16 protein-coding genes are annotated in these 15,217 nt (G+C 75.3%); 9 read left to right on the forward strand and 7 right to left on the reverse strand.

Annotated features, from left to right (window positions below; all coding sequences use genetic code 11):
* Positions 1-10: 10 nt before the first annotated feature.
* Positions 11-637, reverse strand: a complete 627-nt coding sequence (locus ACFVVL_RS08780; protein ID WP_380295714.1) for a TetR/AcrR family transcriptional regulator — start codon at positions 635-637, stop codon at positions 11-13.
* Positions 638-723: 86 nt separating this feature from the next.
* On the opposite strand from ACFVVL_RS08780, the gene ACFVVL_RS08785 reads away from it, so the two are divergent.
* Positions 724-1,050 (forward strand): rhodanese-like domain-containing protein, encoded by a 327-nt coding sequence (locus ACFVVL_RS08785; RefSeq protein WP_387672617.1) that lies wholly within the window; start codon positions 724-726, stop codon positions 1,048-1,050.
* A 72-nt stretch (positions 1,051-1,122) separates the two neighbouring features.
* On the opposite strand, the gene ACFVVL_RS08790 is transcribed toward ACFVVL_RS08785, so the two are convergent.
* On the reverse strand, positions 1,123-2,250 hold the full coding sequence (locus ACFVVL_RS08790; protein WP_387672620.1) for a hypothetical protein: 1,128 nt from the start codon (positions 2,248-2,250) through the stop codon (positions 1,123-1,125).
* 88 nt (positions 2,251-2,338) lie between these two features.
* Here ACFVVL_RS08790 and ACFVVL_RS08795 point away from each other — a divergent pair, with 88 nt between their 5' ends.
* The gene (locus tag ACFVVL_RS08795) at positions 2,339-2,851 is read left to right on the forward strand and encodes a GNAT family N-acetyltransferase (protein WP_380295709.1); all 513 of its coding nucleotides are present in this window, start codon (positions 2,339-2,341) and stop codon (positions 2,849-2,851) included.
* Positions 2,852-3,103: 252 nt separating this feature from the next.
* On the opposite strand, the gene ACFVVL_RS08800 is transcribed toward ACFVVL_RS08795, so the two are convergent.
* Positions 3,104-4,162 (reverse strand): fatty acid desaturase family protein, encoded by a 1,059-nt coding sequence (locus ACFVVL_RS08800; RefSeq protein ID WP_387672623.1) that lies wholly within the window; start codon positions 4,160-4,162, stop codon positions 3,104-3,106.
* A 179-nt stretch (positions 4,163-4,341) separates the two neighbouring features.
* Between ACFVVL_RS08800 and ACFVVL_RS08805 the strand changes: the two genes are divergently transcribed.
* From ACFVVL_RS08805 to ACFVVL_RS08820, 4 genes are all read left to right on the forward strand, one after another.
* Positions 4,342-5,874, forward strand: coding sequence for a DUF2079 domain-containing protein (locus ACFVVL_RS08805; protein WP_387672626.1), 1,533 nt, complete (start codon positions 4,342-4,344; stop codon positions 5,872-5,874).
* 95 nt (positions 5,875-5,969) lie between these two features.
* A complete protein-coding gene (locus tag ACFVVL_RS08810) occupies positions 5,970-6,410 on the forward strand; it encodes a GntR family transcriptional regulator (protein ID WP_380297080.1) in 441 nt (146 codons plus the stop codon).
* Between the two features lie 18 nt (positions 6,411-6,428).
* Positions 6,429-7,355 carry an ABC transporter ATP-binding protein gene (locus tag ACFVVL_RS08815; RefSeq protein ID WP_380297078.1) on the forward strand — a complete coding sequence of 309 codons (927 nt, stop codon included), beginning with the start codon at positions 6,429-6,431 and terminating at the stop codon, positions 7,353-7,355.
* On the forward strand, positions 7,352-8,401 hold the full coding sequence (locus tag ACFVVL_RS08820; protein WP_387672630.1) for an ABC transporter permease subunit: 1,050 nt from the start codon (positions 7,352-7,354) through the stop codon (positions 8,399-8,401). Before ACFVVL_RS08815 ends, ACFVVL_RS08820 begins: the two co-directional genes overlap by 4 nt.
* A gap of 25 nt (positions 8,402-8,426) precedes the next feature.
* Here the strand turns inward: ACFVVL_RS08820 and ACFVVL_RS08825 are convergent, their stop codons facing one another.
* Positions 8,427-9,455, reverse strand: coding sequence for a LacI family DNA-binding transcriptional regulator (locus tag ACFVVL_RS08825; RefSeq protein WP_380297075.1), 1,029 nt, complete (start codon positions 9,453-9,455; stop codon positions 8,427-8,429).
* 71 nt (positions 9,456-9,526) lie between these two features.
* A complete protein-coding gene (locus ACFVVL_RS08830; protein WP_380297074.1) occupies positions 9,527-10,390 on the reverse strand; it encodes a MurR/RpiR family transcriptional regulator in 864 nt (287 codons plus the stop codon).
* An 80-nt stretch (positions 10,391-10,470) separates the two neighbouring features.
* Here ACFVVL_RS08830 and ACFVVL_RS08835 point away from each other — a divergent pair, with 80 nt between their 5' ends.
* On the forward strand, positions 10,471-11,331 hold the full coding sequence (locus ACFVVL_RS08835) for an EamA family transporter (RefSeq protein ID WP_387672633.1): 861 nt from the start codon (positions 10,471-10,473) through the stop codon (positions 11,329-11,331).
* A 62-nt stretch (positions 11,332-11,393) separates the two neighbouring features.
* Here ACFVVL_RS08835 and ACFVVL_RS08840 read toward each other — a convergent pair whose 3' ends face one another.
* Positions 11,394-12,170 carry a GNAT family N-acetyltransferase gene (locus ACFVVL_RS08840; RefSeq protein ID WP_387672636.1) on the reverse strand — a complete coding sequence of 259 codons (777 nt, stop codon included), beginning with the start codon at positions 12,168-12,170 and terminating at the stop codon, positions 11,394-11,396.
* 169 nt (positions 12,171-12,339) lie between these two features.
* Here ACFVVL_RS08840 and ACFVVL_RS08845 point away from each other — a divergent pair, with 169 nt between their 5' ends.
* Positions 12,340-13,491, forward strand: a complete 1,152-nt coding sequence (locus ACFVVL_RS08845; protein ID WP_387672767.1) for an epoxide hydrolase family protein — start codon at positions 12,340-12,342, stop codon at positions 13,489-13,491.
* A gap of 49 nt (positions 13,492-13,540) precedes the next feature.
* A complete protein-coding gene (locus tag ACFVVL_RS08850; protein WP_387672639.1) occupies positions 13,541-13,987 on the forward strand; it encodes a hypothetical protein in 447 nt (148 codons plus the stop codon).
* Between the two features lie 89 nt (positions 13,988-14,076).
* On the opposite strand, the gene ACFVVL_RS08855 is transcribed toward ACFVVL_RS08850, so the two are convergent.
* Positions 14,077-15,201: a WD40/YVTN/BNR-like repeat-containing protein gene (locus ACFVVL_RS08855; protein ID WP_387672642.1), complete on the reverse strand. Its 1,125-nt coding sequence runs from the start codon at positions 15,199-15,201 to the stop codon at positions 14,077-14,079.
* Positions 15,202-15,217 lie beyond the last annotated feature (16 nt).

Raw genomic sequence — 15,217 nt, forward strand, 5'->3', positions numbered from 1 at the left:
GGCCGGGCGTTCACACCAGCCGGGCGGCGAGCCGCAGTGCTCCCGCCCGGATCCGTTCCTCGCCCAGCTCCGGGAGCAGGGCGGACACGTGCTCGGCCGCCAGGGCCGCCAGCAGGGCGTGCGCGTCGTGCTCGGGATCCCCGCCGGGCCCGCCCGCGCCGAGCAGCAGCGTGACGTGCCGGTGCCAGAACCGGTAGGCGCCGATGCGGTAGCGCGAGCCCCGGCCGGCCGTCTCGGACATCCGGACCAGGTCCAGGTGTTCCAGCAGGTAGTCCAGATAGGCGGTGACGAACGCCGCCAGCCGTGCCCCGCTCCCGGCCGGGGCGTCCGGAGCCCCCGGCCCGAGCGGTGCCGGCCCGCGCAGGACCGCGTCCTGCAGCGCCCGCTCGCGCGCGTCCAGCAGGGCCGCGCCGAGCCCGGCCTTGTCGCCGAAGCGGCGGAAGAGGGTGCCCTTGCCGACGCCGGCCGCGGCGGCCACCTGGTCCATGGAGACCGACTCCACCCCGTGTTCGGCGAACAGCCGCGCCGCCGCCTCCAGCACCGCGGCCCGGTTGCGGGCGGCGTCGGCGCGTTCGACGGGCGGCGGGGTGCGCAGCAGCTCCAGCGGCACGGGACCGTCCGGGGCCGGAGTGGGCATTGCGTAAGCGGACTGCGGTCCGGTACTGTCCTGAGTCATAAGCGGACTATAGTCCGAATCCTTGCGCAGCCCCAGGAGGCCGCAGCATGACCGCACTCATCACCCGGGACGAACTGGCCGCCGCCATCGAGACCGGCTCCGTCACCGTCGTGGACACCCTCGGCGGCGACTACTACGCCCAGCAGCACCTGCCCGGCGCGATCGAGCTCGTCCGGGCCGACGTCGACCGCCTCGCGCCCGGGCTGCTCCCGGACCGCGACGCCGCCATCGTCACCTACTGCTCCAACGAGGCCTGCCCCAACAGCGGCCAGGTCGCCGACCGGCTGACCGCGCTCGGCTACACCAACGTCCGCAAGTACCGCGAGGGCATCCAGGACTGGGCCGGGGCCGGCCTGCCGGTCGAGACCTTCTGAGCCGTCGGAGGCCGGTGGCGGCCGTCGGAGGCTGGGGGAGGGGCACGACGCGGGGAGCGCCCCTCCCCGGGCCTACAGCCCCTGTCCCGCCCCGGCGTTCTTCGCCGGCCGCAGCTCGGCCGCCAGCGGCTGCGCCCCGGCCCGCTTCACCGCCAGCGCGCGGGCCACGTCGAACGCCGCCACCGGGTCGTCCTGCGCGGTCCACGGCCGCGCCCCGCACCACGGCCCGATCGCCCGGAACTGCTCCAGCGCGACGTCGTACGCCTCCACCTCGCCGGCGAAGTGCGCCAGCAGGTGCCGCAGCGGCGGCATCCGCTCGTCGTCCGGCCGGACCAGCCGCAGCTGGGCGGCGAGGTTCTCGACGCGCCACCTGGTCCGGTCCGCCGCGATCGTGGAGGCACTGCTGCGGCGCTCCTCCAGCTCGGCGAGGGCGTGCAGGTAGATCCCGCCGAGCGGGCTCCCGGGCGGGGCCGCGTCCATGGCCCGCTCCGCGAAGGCCAGCATCTGCTTGTCGGAGCCGAACCACTTCCCGCACCAGTACTGCAGGGCCTGCCAGTGGCCCTCGTAGTGGTACCAGGCGCGCCTCACCAGCTCCTCCCAGGCCTCCTGGAACCGCTCCGGGGTGAACTGCGCCCCGCGCGCCGCCGTCACGATCACCACCCACGGGCCCGGGTTCGCCGGGTCCAGCAGGGCCGCCCGGCGGGCCGCCTCGATCGCGGCGGGCAGCAGCTCGCGGAACGCCTCGATCGCGTCGTCGCCGACCTCGTGCCGGTAACCGGAGCCGCGCACCTCCCAGGCGCGGCGCACCATCAGCTTCGCCTCCAGGGTGGCGGCGTCGCAGTTGCCGGGCTCGGCGGAGCGCCAGGCGCCCAGCCAGCCGTCGCCGTCGGCGGCGATCGCCGCCAGCAGGTCCAGCCGCGACCACCGCTCGTCCCAGTGGTCGCCGGCCTCGGCGACGTAGGCGGCCGCCGGGCGCCAGTCCCCGGCCCAGGCCGCGTCGGCGATCGCCTGCGAGCGCTGCCGCCGCTCCAGCGGGGGCGGCGGCCCGGCCCGGCCGGCGTCGAGGCGATCGCGCGGCGGCATCCCGTAGGCCGCCGGATCGAAGCCTTCGCGGGCCCACTTCAGATGCCGCCTGCGGCGGACGATCCGGTAGACGACGTAGCCCGCCACGAAGAGGAGGAAGATCAGCAGACGTATCACGACGGCGAATCATCCCTGGTGGGAGGCGGTGCGCGCAAAGCCGAAAACGGTTCGCCGAACGGGGCGTTCCGTGGAAGCATCCGCTGGTATGGGGACGATTCTGCACGGCTCGCACGTCACGCTCCGCCCGGCCGCCACCGAGGACATCCCGGCGCTGGTCGCCATCCGCCGCACCCCCGAGGTCTACGCCCGCTGGCGCGGTGGTGACGACCTCACCGACGCCGTCACCACCGATCTCGCCGAGTCCGGCACCGAGACCTTCGTCATCGAGGCCGAGGGCCGGATCGCCGGCGCCGTCCAGTGGTACGCCAACGACGACGACGAGTACCGGCACGCGGGCCTGGACATCTACCTCGACCCGGCCCGCCACGGCCGCGGCTACGGCACCGACGCCGTCCGCACCCTGGCCCGCCACCTGATCGGCCACCACGGCTTCCACCGGCTGGTCATCGACCCGGCGGCCGACAACGCCCCGGCGATCCGCTGCTACGAGAAGGTCGGCTTCCGCCCCGTGGGCGTGATGCGCCAGTACGAGCGCGGCTCCGACGGCAGCTGGCACGACAACCTCCTGATGGACCTGCTCGCCGCCGAACTCGTCTAGGGTCTGTCTCTTGGATCCTTGCCGGGTCCGCGGCGTCTGGGCACGCACCTCGCCGCGTTGTCGTCGGTCGCCAATGGCCCCCAGCCTGGCGGCCGGGAGGTGCCCCCACCGCAGTGGCTCCCTCCTCCGCCTTGCGATGCACGCACCCAGACGCCGCGGCCTGATCCGACAAAATCCAAGAGACAGACCCTATGCCGCCGGGGCGTGGCCCCGGCGGCCCGCGCTCAGTGGTCGGCGCTCGGTGGTCCGCGCTCAGTGGTCCGCGCGCAGCGGCTCGCCGGTGCGGTGGAGGTGGGCGAAGATCTCGCGGTAGGAGCGGAGCAGCCCGGTCTCGTGGTACGGGATGCCCTTCTCCGCGCAGAACCGGCGGGTGATCCGGGCGGCCCGGGGGAGCGCCGGGGTCGGCATGCTGGGGAAGAGGTGGTGCTCCACCTGGTAGTTGAGGCCGCCCATCAGCGTGTCCAGGACCGGGTTGCCGCGGACGTTGCGCGAGGTCAGCACCTGCCGGCGGAGGAAGTCCAGCCGCATCTCCGGCGTCACCATCAGCATGCCCTTGTGGTTCGGCGCGAAGACGCAGCCCAGGTAGACGCCGAGCAGGGCCTGGTGGACCGCGAGGAAGGCGACCGCCCGCCCGGCCGGCAGCGCGGCGAAGACGGTCCCGAAGTACGCCGCGAAGTGCAGGACCAGCAGGGCGCCCTCCAGGCGGCGGCGCTTCAGGGAGGGGCTGCGGAGCGCCCGGAAGCTGTTGTAGCTGAGGTTGAGGCCCTCCAGGAGGAGCAGCGGGACGAACAGGAACGCCAGCCGCCGCCCGATGAACCGGGGGACCCCGCGCGCCTGCCGGGCCTGCTGCTGGGACCAGACCACGATGTCGGGCGCGACGTCCGGGTCCCGGCCCTCGTGGTTGGGATTGGCGTGGTGGCGGGTGTGCTTGTTCATCCACCAGCCGTAGCTCATGCCCATCAGCAGATTGGCGACGATCCGCCCGCCGAGCTCGCTGCGCCGCCGGTCGGCGAAGACCTGGCGGTGCGCCAGATCATGGGCCAGCAGCCCCAGTTGGCCGAAGACAACGGCCATGGCGGCGGCCAGTGCGAGCTGCAGCGGGCTGTCGCCCAGGGCGAACAGGGCGTACCAGCCGCCCGCGAACGCGGCCAGCGTGACGCCGAAGCGGATCGCGTAGTAGCCGGGGCGGCGGTCGAGCAGCGCCTCCTCGGCTATGCGGCGGGTGAGCTGGGCGAAATCGCTGCCGTCCGGGTCGCGGCGCGGCGGTGCGGCCGGAACGGGGGACGGCAGGGCCGTGGACTGTGGGCTCATGGCAGGAAGTCTGGCGGCCGGCCGGGCGCCCCGGAACCGGAGAAACCCCCTTCCCGGTAGGGGGGTTGACCCCCCTGTGCGGGGCGGGGTACCCCCCGGTCCGGTCCGGCCGGGGTTGACGGCCGCTCCGGGCTTCCACCACCCTTTCACTAATTCAATAGTGGAAGGGTGGTTTGTTCATGTGGGTGCTCCGCGCGGTGCTCCGCTCCCTCCGGCGTCCCCGGGTGCTGTCCTGGGGGCTCGCCGGGCTGTTCGCCGTGCTCTACTCCTGCGTCGCCGTCAACCGGCACCGGCGCATGCTGACCCAGGCCTACGACCTGGGCATCTTCGAGCAGGCGGTGCGGGCCTACGCGGACGGGCGGGCGCCGGTCGTGCTGCTCAAGGGTCCCGGCTACCACCTGCTCGGCGACCACTTCCACCCGCTGCTCGCCACCCTCGCCCCGTTCTACCGGGTGTTCCCGAGCGCCGTGACGCTGCTGGTCGCCCAGGCGGTGCTGATGGCACTGGCCGTGGTGCCGCTGAGCCGGTGGGCTTACCGGGTCGGCGGCCCGCGACTGGCCGGCGCCGTCGGCTGCCTGACCGGGGTGTCCTGGGGGATCGTCGAGGCGGTGGCCGACGACTTCCACGAGATCGCGTTCGCCGTGCCGCTGCTGGCCTTCGCGGCCACCGCGCTGGGGCGGGGGCGGCCGGTCGCGGCGGTGCTCTGGGCGCTGCCGCTGGTGCTGGTGAAGGAGGACCTCGGGCTGACGGTGGCCGTCGTCGGGGCGCTGGTCTGCGCACGGGCGGCGCGCGGGAGCGGGATCCGGGCGCTGGGCTTCGGGGTGGCGCTCTTCGGTCTGGCCGCGACGGCGCTGACCATGCTGGTGGTGCTGCCGTCCTTCAACCCCGGCGGTGACTTCGCCTACTGGGGGCAGGTGGGTGCGGGGGAGGCCGCCGGTGCGCCGTGGGAGACGGCGGTGCGGCTGGTCTGGCCGCCGCTGAAGTGGCTGCTGCTCGGCCTGGCCGCCGCGACCGCCGGGTTCCTCGGGCTGCGGTCACCGCTGGCGCTGCTCTGCGTGCCGACCCTGGGCTGGCGGCTGATCGCCGACAACCCGCACTACTGGGGCGTGGGGTACCACTACAGCGCGGTGCTGATGCCGCTGCTGCTGGCGGCCCTGGTGGACGCCCTCGACCGGACCGGCGCCTTCGCCCGCCCCGGCGGCCACCGGTGCGCGCCGGACGGCCCTTCCCCCGTGCCGGACGGCCCTTCCCCCGCCCCGGACGGCCCTTCCCCTGCCCCGTCCCCCGCCGCGGCCGTCCGCCGGGCCCGGCGCGCCCTGGTGGCCGCCGGCCTGGTCGCCGCCGTGACGCTCCCGGTCTACCCGCTGCACGAGCTCGCCGCCCCCGGGGCCTGGGGTACCTCGCCCCGCCTGGCGCGGACCCGGGAGCTGCTCGAACGGATACCCGACGGCGCGACCGTGGCCGCGTCCAACCGCCTCGCCGCACAGTTGGCCGGGCGGACCACGGTCGGCCTGGTCTGCCGCGAACCGGCGCCACCGCTCGCCGACGCGCTGCAGGACGGGCCGCAGTGGGTGGTCGTCGACCTGGCCGACCCCAGCGTGCACGCACCCTGCGCGATCGAGGACACCGTCCGGATGCTCGGCCGGTACGGGGAGCTGGGCTACCGGCGGGTCGTGGAGGACGGCGACCTGCGGCTGCTGCGCCGTCCGTGAGCCCCGCGGGCCCCGGACCCCCCGGGTCCGACTTGACCACGGCGCCGAGGTTCGCCACGATTCCACTAATGACCTAGTGAAAGGGTGTTGCGGGTGTGATCGAGTACCGCATCGAGCGGCGCAGCGGCGTCTCCACCTACCAGCAGATCGTGCAGCAGACCAAGCAGGCGCTGCGGCTCGGTGTGCTCCAGCCCGGGGACAAGCTGCCGACCGCCCGGGAGGTGGTCGAGCAGACCGCGATCAACCCGAACACCGTGCTGAAGGCCTACCGCGAGCTGGAGCGCGAGGGGCTGGTCGAACCCCGGCCGGGGCTCGGCACCTTCGTCCGCCGCTCGCTCGCCCGGCCCGAGGCGGCCGCCGACGGGCCGCTGCGGGCGGGGCTGGTGGGCTGGGTCGACGAGGCCCGCGCGGCCGGACTCGACCGCGAGGACATCACCGCGCTGCTGGCCTCCGTGCTGGAGCAGCGCTTCGCATCCGGCGTCCCCGGGACGCCGCACGGGCCGGCCGGGCCGGTGGGCCCGGCCGCAACGGACTAGGGAGGGTGGGGGGACCGCATGACGGACGTGACAACCGGACCGGACGCGACACCGGCGGAGGAGCGGCCGGCCGTCGAGGCCGTGGGGCTGGGCAAGCGCTACCGGGGTGACCGATGGGCCCTGCGCGACTGCCACTTCACCGTCCCGGCCGGCCGGATCTGCGGCGTGGTCGGCGCCAACGGGGCGGGGAAGAGCACCCTGCTCACCCTGGCCGCCCGGCTGATCGAGCCGACCGAGGGCGAACTGCGGGTGTTCGGCGAGACGTCGAGCACTCCGGAGTCCCGTGCGCGGGTCGGCTACGTCACCCAGGAGAAGCCGCTCTACCCCTCGTTCACGGTGGCGGGCACGCTGCGCCTCGGGCGCGAGCTCAACCCCGGGTGGGACGAGGAGGCCGCCCGACGGGTCATCGACATGGGCGAGCTGCCGTTGGGCGCGCGCGTCGGCTCGCTCTCCGGCGGCCAGCGCACCCGGGTCGCGCTCGCGCTCGCCCTCGGCAAGCGCCCCGAACTGCTCCTGCTCGACGAGCCGATGGCCGACCTCGACCCGCTCGCCCGCCACGAACTGATGGGCGTGCTGATGGCCGAGGCCGCCGAACGCGGCACCACCATCCTGGTCTCCTCCCACATCCTGCCCGAACTCGACGGCGTCATCGACCACTTGCTGCTGGTCCAGGCGGGCCGGATCCGGCTGGCCGGAGACCTGGAGGAGATCCTCGACGGCCACCGGTTGCTCGTCGGCGCCGCCGACGGGGCCGAACTGCCCGCCGGCACCACCGTGGAGCGGCGGGTCCGGGGCCGCCAGGTCACCGCGCTGCTGCACACCGGCGAACCGGTGGACGGCCCGTGGGAGTCGACCCGGCCGAGCCTGGAGGAACTGCTGCTGGCCTACCTCCGCACCCCGGTCCGGACCCCCGTCACCGCCCCCGATCGCGAGGCCGCCGCATGAGCACCAGCACCCTGACCGGCCCGCCCGCCCCGGCGCCCGCGGACCGGACGGCCGGACGGCCCGCGACCGCCCGCCGCCCCCGGGGGCCGCGCGGCGTGCTCTGGCTGTCGTGGCAGCAGAGCCGGGTGGCGGTGCGGACGATGGCCGTTCCGGCGCTCCTCACCGTGCTGGTCCTGATCGCCCTGCATGTCCTCATCCAGGACCGGGCCGAGCTGATGACGCGGACCGGCTGCGACTCCGGGGAGAGCTGGGGCCTTGAGTGCCGGGTGCAGTACGGCCGGCTGGAGCTGCTGCTCCGGGCCTTCACGGACATCCTGCAGCCGGCCGTCACGGCCGTCCCGGTCCTGCTCGGCACCTTCCTCGGCGGGCCGTTGCTCGCCCAGGAGTACGAGCGCGGCACCCTGCGGATGGTGCTGGCGCAGTCCGTCAGCCCGGGCCGCTGGCTGGCGGCCCGGCTCGCCGTCCCGGGCGCCGCCGTGCTGCTGCTGTCCACCCTGGTGGCCGGGCTGACCAGTTGGGTGTGGTGGTCGGACATCGTGCACCGGCGGGGGGCCTTCGGGGCCTTCGACCCGCCGTTCCAGGGGTTCACCTACCCCGTGCTCGGCGTGGTCCCCGTCGCCTGGTCGCTGTTCGGCCTGGCGCTGGGCGTGCTGGTCGGACAGTTGCTGCGGCGCACCGTCGCCGCCGTGCTGGCGAGCGGCGCGGCGGTGGCGCTCGCCCACACCGCGATGATCATGCTGCGGCCCTCGCTCTGGCCGCTGGTCGACCAGGAGCAGCCGTACAACAACACCCTGGGCGGCTTCGCCCAGCCCACCAACGCCTGGCTGGTGGAGCACGGGGTGGTGCTCGCGGACGGCACCAGGATGACGTCCGACGAATGCCTGCCGGTGGCCGACGTCTGTGCGGCGGCGCCCACCTCCTGGGGGCGGTACCACCCGGTGTCGCACCTCGTGCCGATCCAGCTCGTCGAGGCCGGTCTGCTGCTGGTGCTCACCGCCCTGGTGGTGGCCGTCGTCTTCCGCCGGCTCACCCGGGCCGGGATCTGACCGGCCCGGCCCCGGGCCCGGCGGGTCAGTCCCCGGGGCAGCCGCAGGAGCGGCGCAGCACCATCCGGGCCGGGAACGTCCGGGCCCCGGGGGCCGGGGCCGGCCCGCCGTCGGCACCCGCGCTCAGCACCAGGTCGACGGCGGCGCGCGCCATCTCCGCCTGGGCGGTGGCCACGCTGGTCAGCGGCGGGCCGGCGATCACCGCCTCGGCGATGTCGTCGAAGCCGGCCACCGCGAGGTCCTCGGGCACCCGCAGGCCCAGGTCGTCGGCGGCCCGCAGCAGACCGATCGCCTGGTCGTCGGTCGCGCAGAAGACGGCGGACGGCCGGTCGGCGCGCGCCAGCAGCGCGAGCGCCTCGCGGTGCGCCCGCACCCGGTCGAACGGCGCGGCGGTCAGCCGGCCCTCGGTGGAGAGGCCGGCCCCGGCGAGCGCGGCGGCCCAGCCCGCGGTGCGGACGGTCACCGGGTCGCTGGGGCTGAGCGCGAAGGTGCCGCCGAAGCAGTGCACCTCGGCGTGACCGTGGCCGAGCAGATGGCGGACGACCTCGCGGGCGCCGCCCTCGTCGTCCGCGACCACGGCGATCCCGCGCTCGGTCTCGGCGCGGTGGTGCAGCAGGACGACCGGCGTCCCCTCGGTGGCGTCCACGCCGGTGACCCCGGGGGCGGACGGGTCCTGGGTGACCAGGATCAGGCCGTCCACCTGCATGCCGAGGAAGGCGCGGATGTAGTGCGCCTCGCGCTCGTCGGCGTAGTCGGAGTTGCCGATCAGCAGCAGCCGCCCGCGCTCGGCGGCCGCGCGTTCCACGGTGTGCGCGAGTTCGGCGAAGAAGGGCTGGCGGGCGTCCGGCACGACCATGCCGATGAGGTCGGTGCGCCGCCGGGCCATCGCCTGCGCGACCCGGTTCGGCCGGTACCCCAGCTCCTCGACGGCGGCCAGCACCCGGGCCCGCGTCGCGGCCGCCACCGGCCGCGGTCCATCGTTGATCACATAACTCACGACCGCGGTCGACGTCCCCGCCGCCCTCGCCACGTCGTCCCGCGTCACCCTTGCCATGCCGCGAGCCTACACACCGCCACCGACGGCCCCGGGGGCCGTTTCACCGGCTGGACGAACGCGGCGGCCCCTCAGTACGCGTGATCGGCCGTCACGTCCGCGGACAGGCGCAGGGCCCGCTCGGCCGGTTCGCCGCGCAGCGCGAGCAGGGTCAGGGTGAGGGCGTCCAGCACCGTCAGGTGGGCGATCCGGCTGGCCGTGGTCTCCAGGCCGAAGACGAGGTCCTGGCCGCCGGCGACCAGGGCGTGGGTGGCGGCGTCGACCAGCGGCGAGCGGGCGTAGCCGGTGAGGGCGATCACGGTGGCGCCGTTGTCGCGGGCGTGCCGGGCGGCGTCGACCACGGTGCGGGTGGCGCCGGTGTGGCTGACGGCCAGGCAGGCGGCGGTGGGCGGCAGCTGGGCGGCGGCCAGCTGGGCGGTGATCGGGTCGGCCGGGGCGTCGGTGCGCAGGCCCAGCGCGCGCAGCCGGTACGCGGCGTCCACGACCACCGCGCCGGACAGCCCGGCGCCGAGGACCAGCACGTGGTCGGCGGCGTTCAGCGCCTCGGCCGCCGCCCGCAGCCGGTCGGGGGTGAGCGTGGTGGCGATCCCGTCGAGCGCCTCGCGGGCGGAGCGGACGGTGTCGGCGAGCGCGCGGGCGGCCGGGTCCCGGGTGTCGGCGGGGTCGGGCGCGGGGGCCGGGGCCTGCCGGACGGCGGCGATCTTCAGCTCCTGGTAGCCCCGGAAGCCGAGCCGCTGGCAGGCCCGGACCACCGACGAGGGCGCCGTCCCGGCCAGCTCGGCGACATCGCTCACGCTCAGGCCGACCAGGTCCGCGCCCCGGGCGAGGACCACCTGGGCGACCCGCGCCTCGCTGCCGCGCAGCTCGCCGAGCCGGGCGCGGACGTGGGCGGCCAGCTGGGATTCCAGCGGAGAAAAATCGGAACGCTCTTCCATGGTGGCAGTGTACCGTGGAATCCGATTCCGAGGGCGGTGGTCCGCCGGCCCCTCGGCCGCCCACCGGAGGGGAGTCCACCATGCCCGCCGCCGTTCCCGCGGCTGTTCCCGCGGCCGTCCTGACCGCCGCCGTGCTGCACGCGGTCTGGAACGGGCTGGCGCACCGGATCCCGGACAAGCTGGTCGGCTTCACGCTGATCAACCTCGCCTGCACCGCCTGCGCGCTGGTCATGGTGCTGCTCAACCCGCTGCCGGCGGCCGCGGCCTGGCCGTACCTGGTCACCTCCGTGGTGCTGCAGGTGACCTCCCAGCTGCTCCTGCTCCGCGCCTACCAGCTGGGGGACTACGGGCAGATGTACCCGATCGCGCGGGGTTCCGCGCCGCTGCTGGTGGCGGTGCTGTCGGTCACCCTCCTCGGCGACCGGCTCGGGACCGGGGAGCTGATCGGCGTGGCCGTCATCTCCTGCGGCCTGGCCGGACTGGCCCTGGCCCACGGGATCCCGGGCCGGGCCCAGCTGCCCGCGCTGGCGGCCGCCCTCGGTACCGGGGTGATGATCGCCGGGTACACCGTGTCGGACGGCGGCGGCGTGCGGCACGCGGGCACCGTCGGCGGCTACATCGCGTGGCTGTTCCTGCTCCAGGGGCCGGTGCTGGCGCTGATCGCCTGGGCGCGCCGGGGGCGGAGCCTGCTGGCCGGGGCCGGTCCGGCGGTCCCGTACGGGCTGCTCGGCGGGGTGCTGTCGCTGACCGCCTACGGGCTGGTGGTCTGGGCGCAGTCCCGGGGGAACCTCGCGACGATCGCCGCGCTGCGCGAGACCAGCATCGTGATCGCCGCGCTGATCGCCACCGTGGTGTTCCGCGAGCGTCTGGGGCGGATGCGGGTGGCGGCGAGCGCGGCCGTGCTCGCCGGGATAGCCGTCCTGGAGCTGGCCCACCCCTGAGGGCCGGCTCCGGGACGGCTGTCCCGGCACCGGGGCCTGCGGTGCCCCGGTGCCGCGGTACCTCAGGGGACGATGACCGTCAGCGAGCTGCGCGTCACCGTGAAACCCATCTCCTCGTACAGCCGGCGCGCCCGGTTGCCCTCGGTCACCGCCAGCCCGATCGCGCTCCGGCCCGCGAGGGCGACGTCCGCGACGGTGCGCCGCAGCAGGTCACCGCCGAGACCGGGGTAGCCGTGCGCCGGGTCGCGGAACACATGGGCGATCCAGGGCAGTCCGTCCCAGTCGGTCAGCACGGCTCCGGCCACCACCCGGTCGGCGTCGTCCACGACCAGGGCGCTGGACGGCAGCAGCGGCCCTATGACCTCGCCGGCGAGCAACTCGGCGAGCCGGTCCACCGCCGACGGGGCGTTCCCGGCGTCCTCGGGGCGGTGGTCGGGGTGGCCCGGTCCGAAGGCGGCCAGCGAGCCGGGGGCCAGCTCCCCGGCCGGCCGGTCGCACGGAACGACGCGGAACCCGGCCCGCAGCGGGGTGCTCGCCCAGGCCTCCCACCCCCCGTCGGGGGCCGCGCCGGCGAGCTTGCGCTCCATGGTGTGGCCGTGGCGCAGCACCGTGGAGCCCTGCCGCACCAGCTCCTCGCCGAGCCCGACCGGCCCGGAGACCACCCAGCCCGCCATCTCCGCCCGCACGTAGGCGACCTGCGCGGCCAGGTCGGCGCGCGGGTCGACCACCTCCAGCTGATCGGCCCAGGGCCGCCCCTCCCGCTCCCCGCGTTCGTACCGCACGAGGGCGTCGCCGTCCGCCCCGTAGCCGTACTGCCAGTCAGGATCCTTCTCCGCCACGCCGTTCGTCCGATCCTCGCGCGTCGGCGCACCCTTCGGCGCGCCCTGTACCGTCCCCGCCATGCTCGGTGAACGATCCGTCCGGATCAACCGGTTCGACCCCTTCGACCGGCCGGGCCGGGTGGAGAGTAGGACACCGGCGGACCTACTCGCCGCCTACCGTCGCCGCATGATCACCGACGAGGACGCCGTCCGTCCGTTCCGGCTCGCCGTTCCGCAGGGCGAGCTCGACGAGTTGCGCCTGCGGATCGCCCGCACCCGCTGGCCCGACGACCTGCCGGGGGCCGGCTGGTCGTACGGGGTGGCCGGGCCGTACCTGCGTGAGCTGGCCGAGTACTGGACGGACGGCTACGACTGGCGGGCGCACGAGGCGGAACTCAACGCCTTCCCCCAGTTCACCACCACGATCGACGGCCAGAACGTGCACTTCCTGCACGTCCGTTCGCCCGAGCCGGACGCGCTCCCGCTGGTCCTCACCCACGGCTGGCCCAGCACCGTCCACGACTTCACCGGTGTCCTCGGGCCGCTCACCGACCCCCGGGCGCACGGCGGAGACCCGGCCGACGCGTTCCACGTCGTCGCGCCCTCGCTGCCGGGCTTCGCCCACTCCGGGCCGACCACGGCGCCGGGCTGGGGCACCCGCCGGATCGCCGCGGCCTGGGCCGAGCTGATGCGCCGGCTCGGCTACCCGCGCTACGGCGCGCAGGGCGGCGACTTCGGCGCCATCGTCTCGCCCGAGCTCGGCCGGGTGGCGCCCGACCGGGTGGTCGGCGTCCACCTCAACGCGCCGCCGACCGCCTCGGCCCCGCTCGACGCGGCGGAGTCCGCGCTGCTGACCGCCGACGAGCGGGCCCGGGCCGGCGACAACGCCCGCTGGTGGCAGGCGCACTCCGGCTACGCGACGCAGATGTCCACCCGCCCGCAGACCGTGGCCTACGCGCTCAACGACTCGCCGGTCGGCCAACTCGCCTGGAACCTCGAATTCTTCGTCGACCACGATCCGGTGGCGACCCGCCAGACCCTGCCCTCGTGGGACGCCGTGCTGACCGACGTCACCGCGTTCTGGCTCACCGGCACGGCCGGCTCGGCGGCCCGCCTCTACCGCGAGATCGCGGCCGACGGCTGGGGCCGCCCGGCGCCCTCCGGCGTGCCGACCGGGGTGGCGGTGTTCCGCGGCGACCGGGCGATCCGCACCCTGGCCGAGCTGTCCCACACCGTGACCCGCTGGACCGCGTACGACACCGGCGGCCACTTCGCCTCGCTCCAGGCGCCGGAGCCGCTGGTGGCGGACGTCCGGGCGTTCTTCCGCACCCTGCGCTGAGCGCCCCCGCCCCGGGCGTTGTCGGTGGCGGGGTCTAGCGTGGCCGGGCATGAGCGTCCCCGAGGTCATCCCGATCGCCCACGAGCCCGGCTACCGCACCGACACCATCGGCCGCTTCCGGGGCGGCCAGTTCTTCGCCTCGGTCACCTACGCCGTCCCTGAGGCGGACGACGGCGCCGACCGGTGCTGCTTCGCCGTGCTGCACCGGTTCGACGAGGCCGGGCGTCACCTCGGCTCGCGGATCGAGGCGGTGCCGGGCGGGTTCCCGGTCGCCGCCGTCGCCGCCGCCGACCGGCTGGCGCAGTGGCTGGACGCCCTGCCCGGGCGCGCCTACGGGGACATCGCGATCGCGCCCTTCGCCGTGCACGTGGACGGCTGCCGCTTCGGCCTGGTCGTCGAACGGCACGGCGAGGGCGCGACGGAGGACGACTGGGCCGAGTTCTACCCCGACAACCTGGGCTTCCACGCCCCGTGGGACGGCGAGTACGACACCTGAGCCCGCCGTCCCGGCCCCTGCTCTGTCCTGCCCTGCCTTGCCCCGCCCGCCCCCGCCCCGATCCCCCTGCCCCGACCCCCGCGCCCGGGTCAGTCCGCGATCACGGCCGCCCGGACGCAGAGGACGTCCGGCAGGTGGGAGACCAGCAACGACCAGTGTTCGCCCTCGTCGTGGCTGGCGTAGACGTCGCCGGTCCGGTTGCCGAAGTAGATGCCGGCCGGCTCGACGTCGTCGGTGCGCAGCGCGTCGCGCAGCACGATGCCGTAGTGGTCCTCGCCCGGCAGGCCCTCGGCCAGCGCCTGCCAGCTGTCACCGGCGTCGTTCGTGCGGAACACCCGGCAGCGGCGGCCGGGCGGGATCCGGTCGTCGGCGCCGCCGAGCGGGAACACGTACGCGGTGTCGGCGCGGCGCGGGTGGGCGGCGATCGCGAAGCCGAAGTCGGCCGGAAGCCCGTCGGCGATCGAGCGCCAGTTCGCGCCGCCGTCGTCGCTGCGGTAGACGCCCCCGTGGTTCTGCAGGTAGAGCCGGTCCGGGTTGACGGCGTCCCGGGCGATCTTGTGCACGCACTGGCCGAACTCGGGGTACTGGCTCTCCTCCGGGAAGAACTCGGCCCGCAGCCCGGCGTTGGACGGCTCCCAGCTGTCGCCGCCGTCCTTGCTGCGGTAGACGCCGCCGCTGGAGACGGCGACCAGCAGCCGCTGCGGGTCGCGCGGGTCGCTGAGGACGGTGTGCAGGCCCTGGCCGCCGTACCCGGCTCCCCACTCGCTGCGCTGCGGGTGGTTCCAGAGCGGCTCGACCATCGTGAAGCTCTCGCCGCCGTCCTCGGAGCGGAACAGCGCGGCGGGTTCGGTGCCCGCGTAGACCACGCCGGGGGCCTCGGGGCCGGCCGGCTGGAGCTGCCAGACCCGCGTGAGCGAGGCGCCGGTGTGCTCGGGGAAGCGGATCGCCGGGGTGGGCGGCTCGAACCAGCTGGCGCCGAGGTCGTCCGAGCGCCAGACCGACGGCCCCCAGTGGCTGCTGTCGGCGCCCACCAGCAGCCGGACACCCCCGTCCCCGCGGGGCCCGCCGTCGCCGCGGTCGCGGCGGTCGATCGCCACGGAGTAGATCGCGTTCATCCGGAAGTGCGGCCCGCTGAACTCCCAGTCCAACCGGTCGCGGCTGCGCCCGAGGAAGAGGCCCTTCTCGGTCCCGACGGCCAACAGCACTTCGCTCATTGCCACACACCACCTG

Origin of the sequence: Kitasatospora sp. NPDC058115, assembly GCF_042884635.1 — a bacterium.
Taxonomy (GTDB): Bacteria; Actinomycetota; Actinomycetes; order Streptomycetales; family Streptomycetaceae; genus Kitasatospora.

What these genes read in the sequence shown, in the direction of transcription:
- ACFVVL_RS08780 (WP_380295714.1), bottom strand. Translation starts at nt 637, where the DNA reads ATGCCCACTCCGGCCCCGGACGGTCCCGTGCCGCTGGAGCTGCTGCGC.
- ACFVVL_RS08785 (WP_387672617.1), top strand. Translation starts at nt 724, where the DNA reads ATGACCGCACTCATCACCCGGGACGAACTGGCCGCCGCCATCGAGACC.
- ACFVVL_RS08795 (WP_380295709.1), top strand. Translation starts at nt 2,339, where the DNA reads ATGGGGACGATTCTGCACGGCTCGCACGTCACGCTCCGCCCGGCCGCC.
- ACFVVL_RS08800 (WP_387672623.1), bottom strand. Translation starts at nt 4,162, where the DNA reads ATGAGCCCACAGTCCACGGCCCTGCCGTCCCCCGTTCCGGCCGCACCG.
- ACFVVL_RS08805 (WP_387672626.1), top strand. Translation starts at nt 4,342, where the DNA reads ATGTGGGTGCTCCGCGCGGTGCTCCGCTCCCTCCGGCGTCCCCGGGTG.
- ACFVVL_RS08815 (WP_380297078.1), top strand. Translation starts at nt 6,429, where the DNA reads ATGACGGACGTGACAACCGGACCGGACGCGACACCGGCGGAGGAGCGG.
- ACFVVL_RS08820 (WP_387672630.1), top strand. Translation starts at nt 7,352, where the DNA reads ATGAGCACCAGCACCCTGACCGGCCCGCCCGCCCCGGCGCCCGCGGAC.
- ACFVVL_RS08825 (WP_380297075.1), bottom strand. Translation starts at nt 9,455, where the DNA reads ATGGCAAGGGTGACGCGGGACGACGTGGCGAGGGCGGCGGGGACGTCG.
- ACFVVL_RS08830 (WP_380297074.1), bottom strand. Translation starts at nt 10,390, where the DNA reads ATGGAAGAGCGTTCCGATTTTTCTCCGCTGGAATCCCAGCTGGCCGCC.
- ACFVVL_RS08835 (WP_387672633.1), top strand. Translation starts at nt 10,471, where the DNA reads ATGCCCGCCGCCGTTCCCGCGGCTGTTCCCGCGGCCGTCCTGACCGCC.
- ACFVVL_RS08845 (WP_387672767.1), top strand. Translation starts at nt 12,340, where the DNA reads ATGATCACCGACGAGGACGCCGTCCGTCCGTTCCGGCTCGCCGTTCCG.
- ACFVVL_RS08850 (WP_387672639.1), top strand. Translation starts at nt 13,541, where the DNA reads ATGAGCGTCCCCGAGGTCATCCCGATCGCCCACGAGCCCGGCTACCGC.
- ACFVVL_RS08855 (WP_387672642.1), bottom strand. Translation starts at nt 15,201, where the DNA reads ATGAGCGAAGTGCTGTTGGCCGTCGGGACCGAGAAGGGCCTCTTCCTC.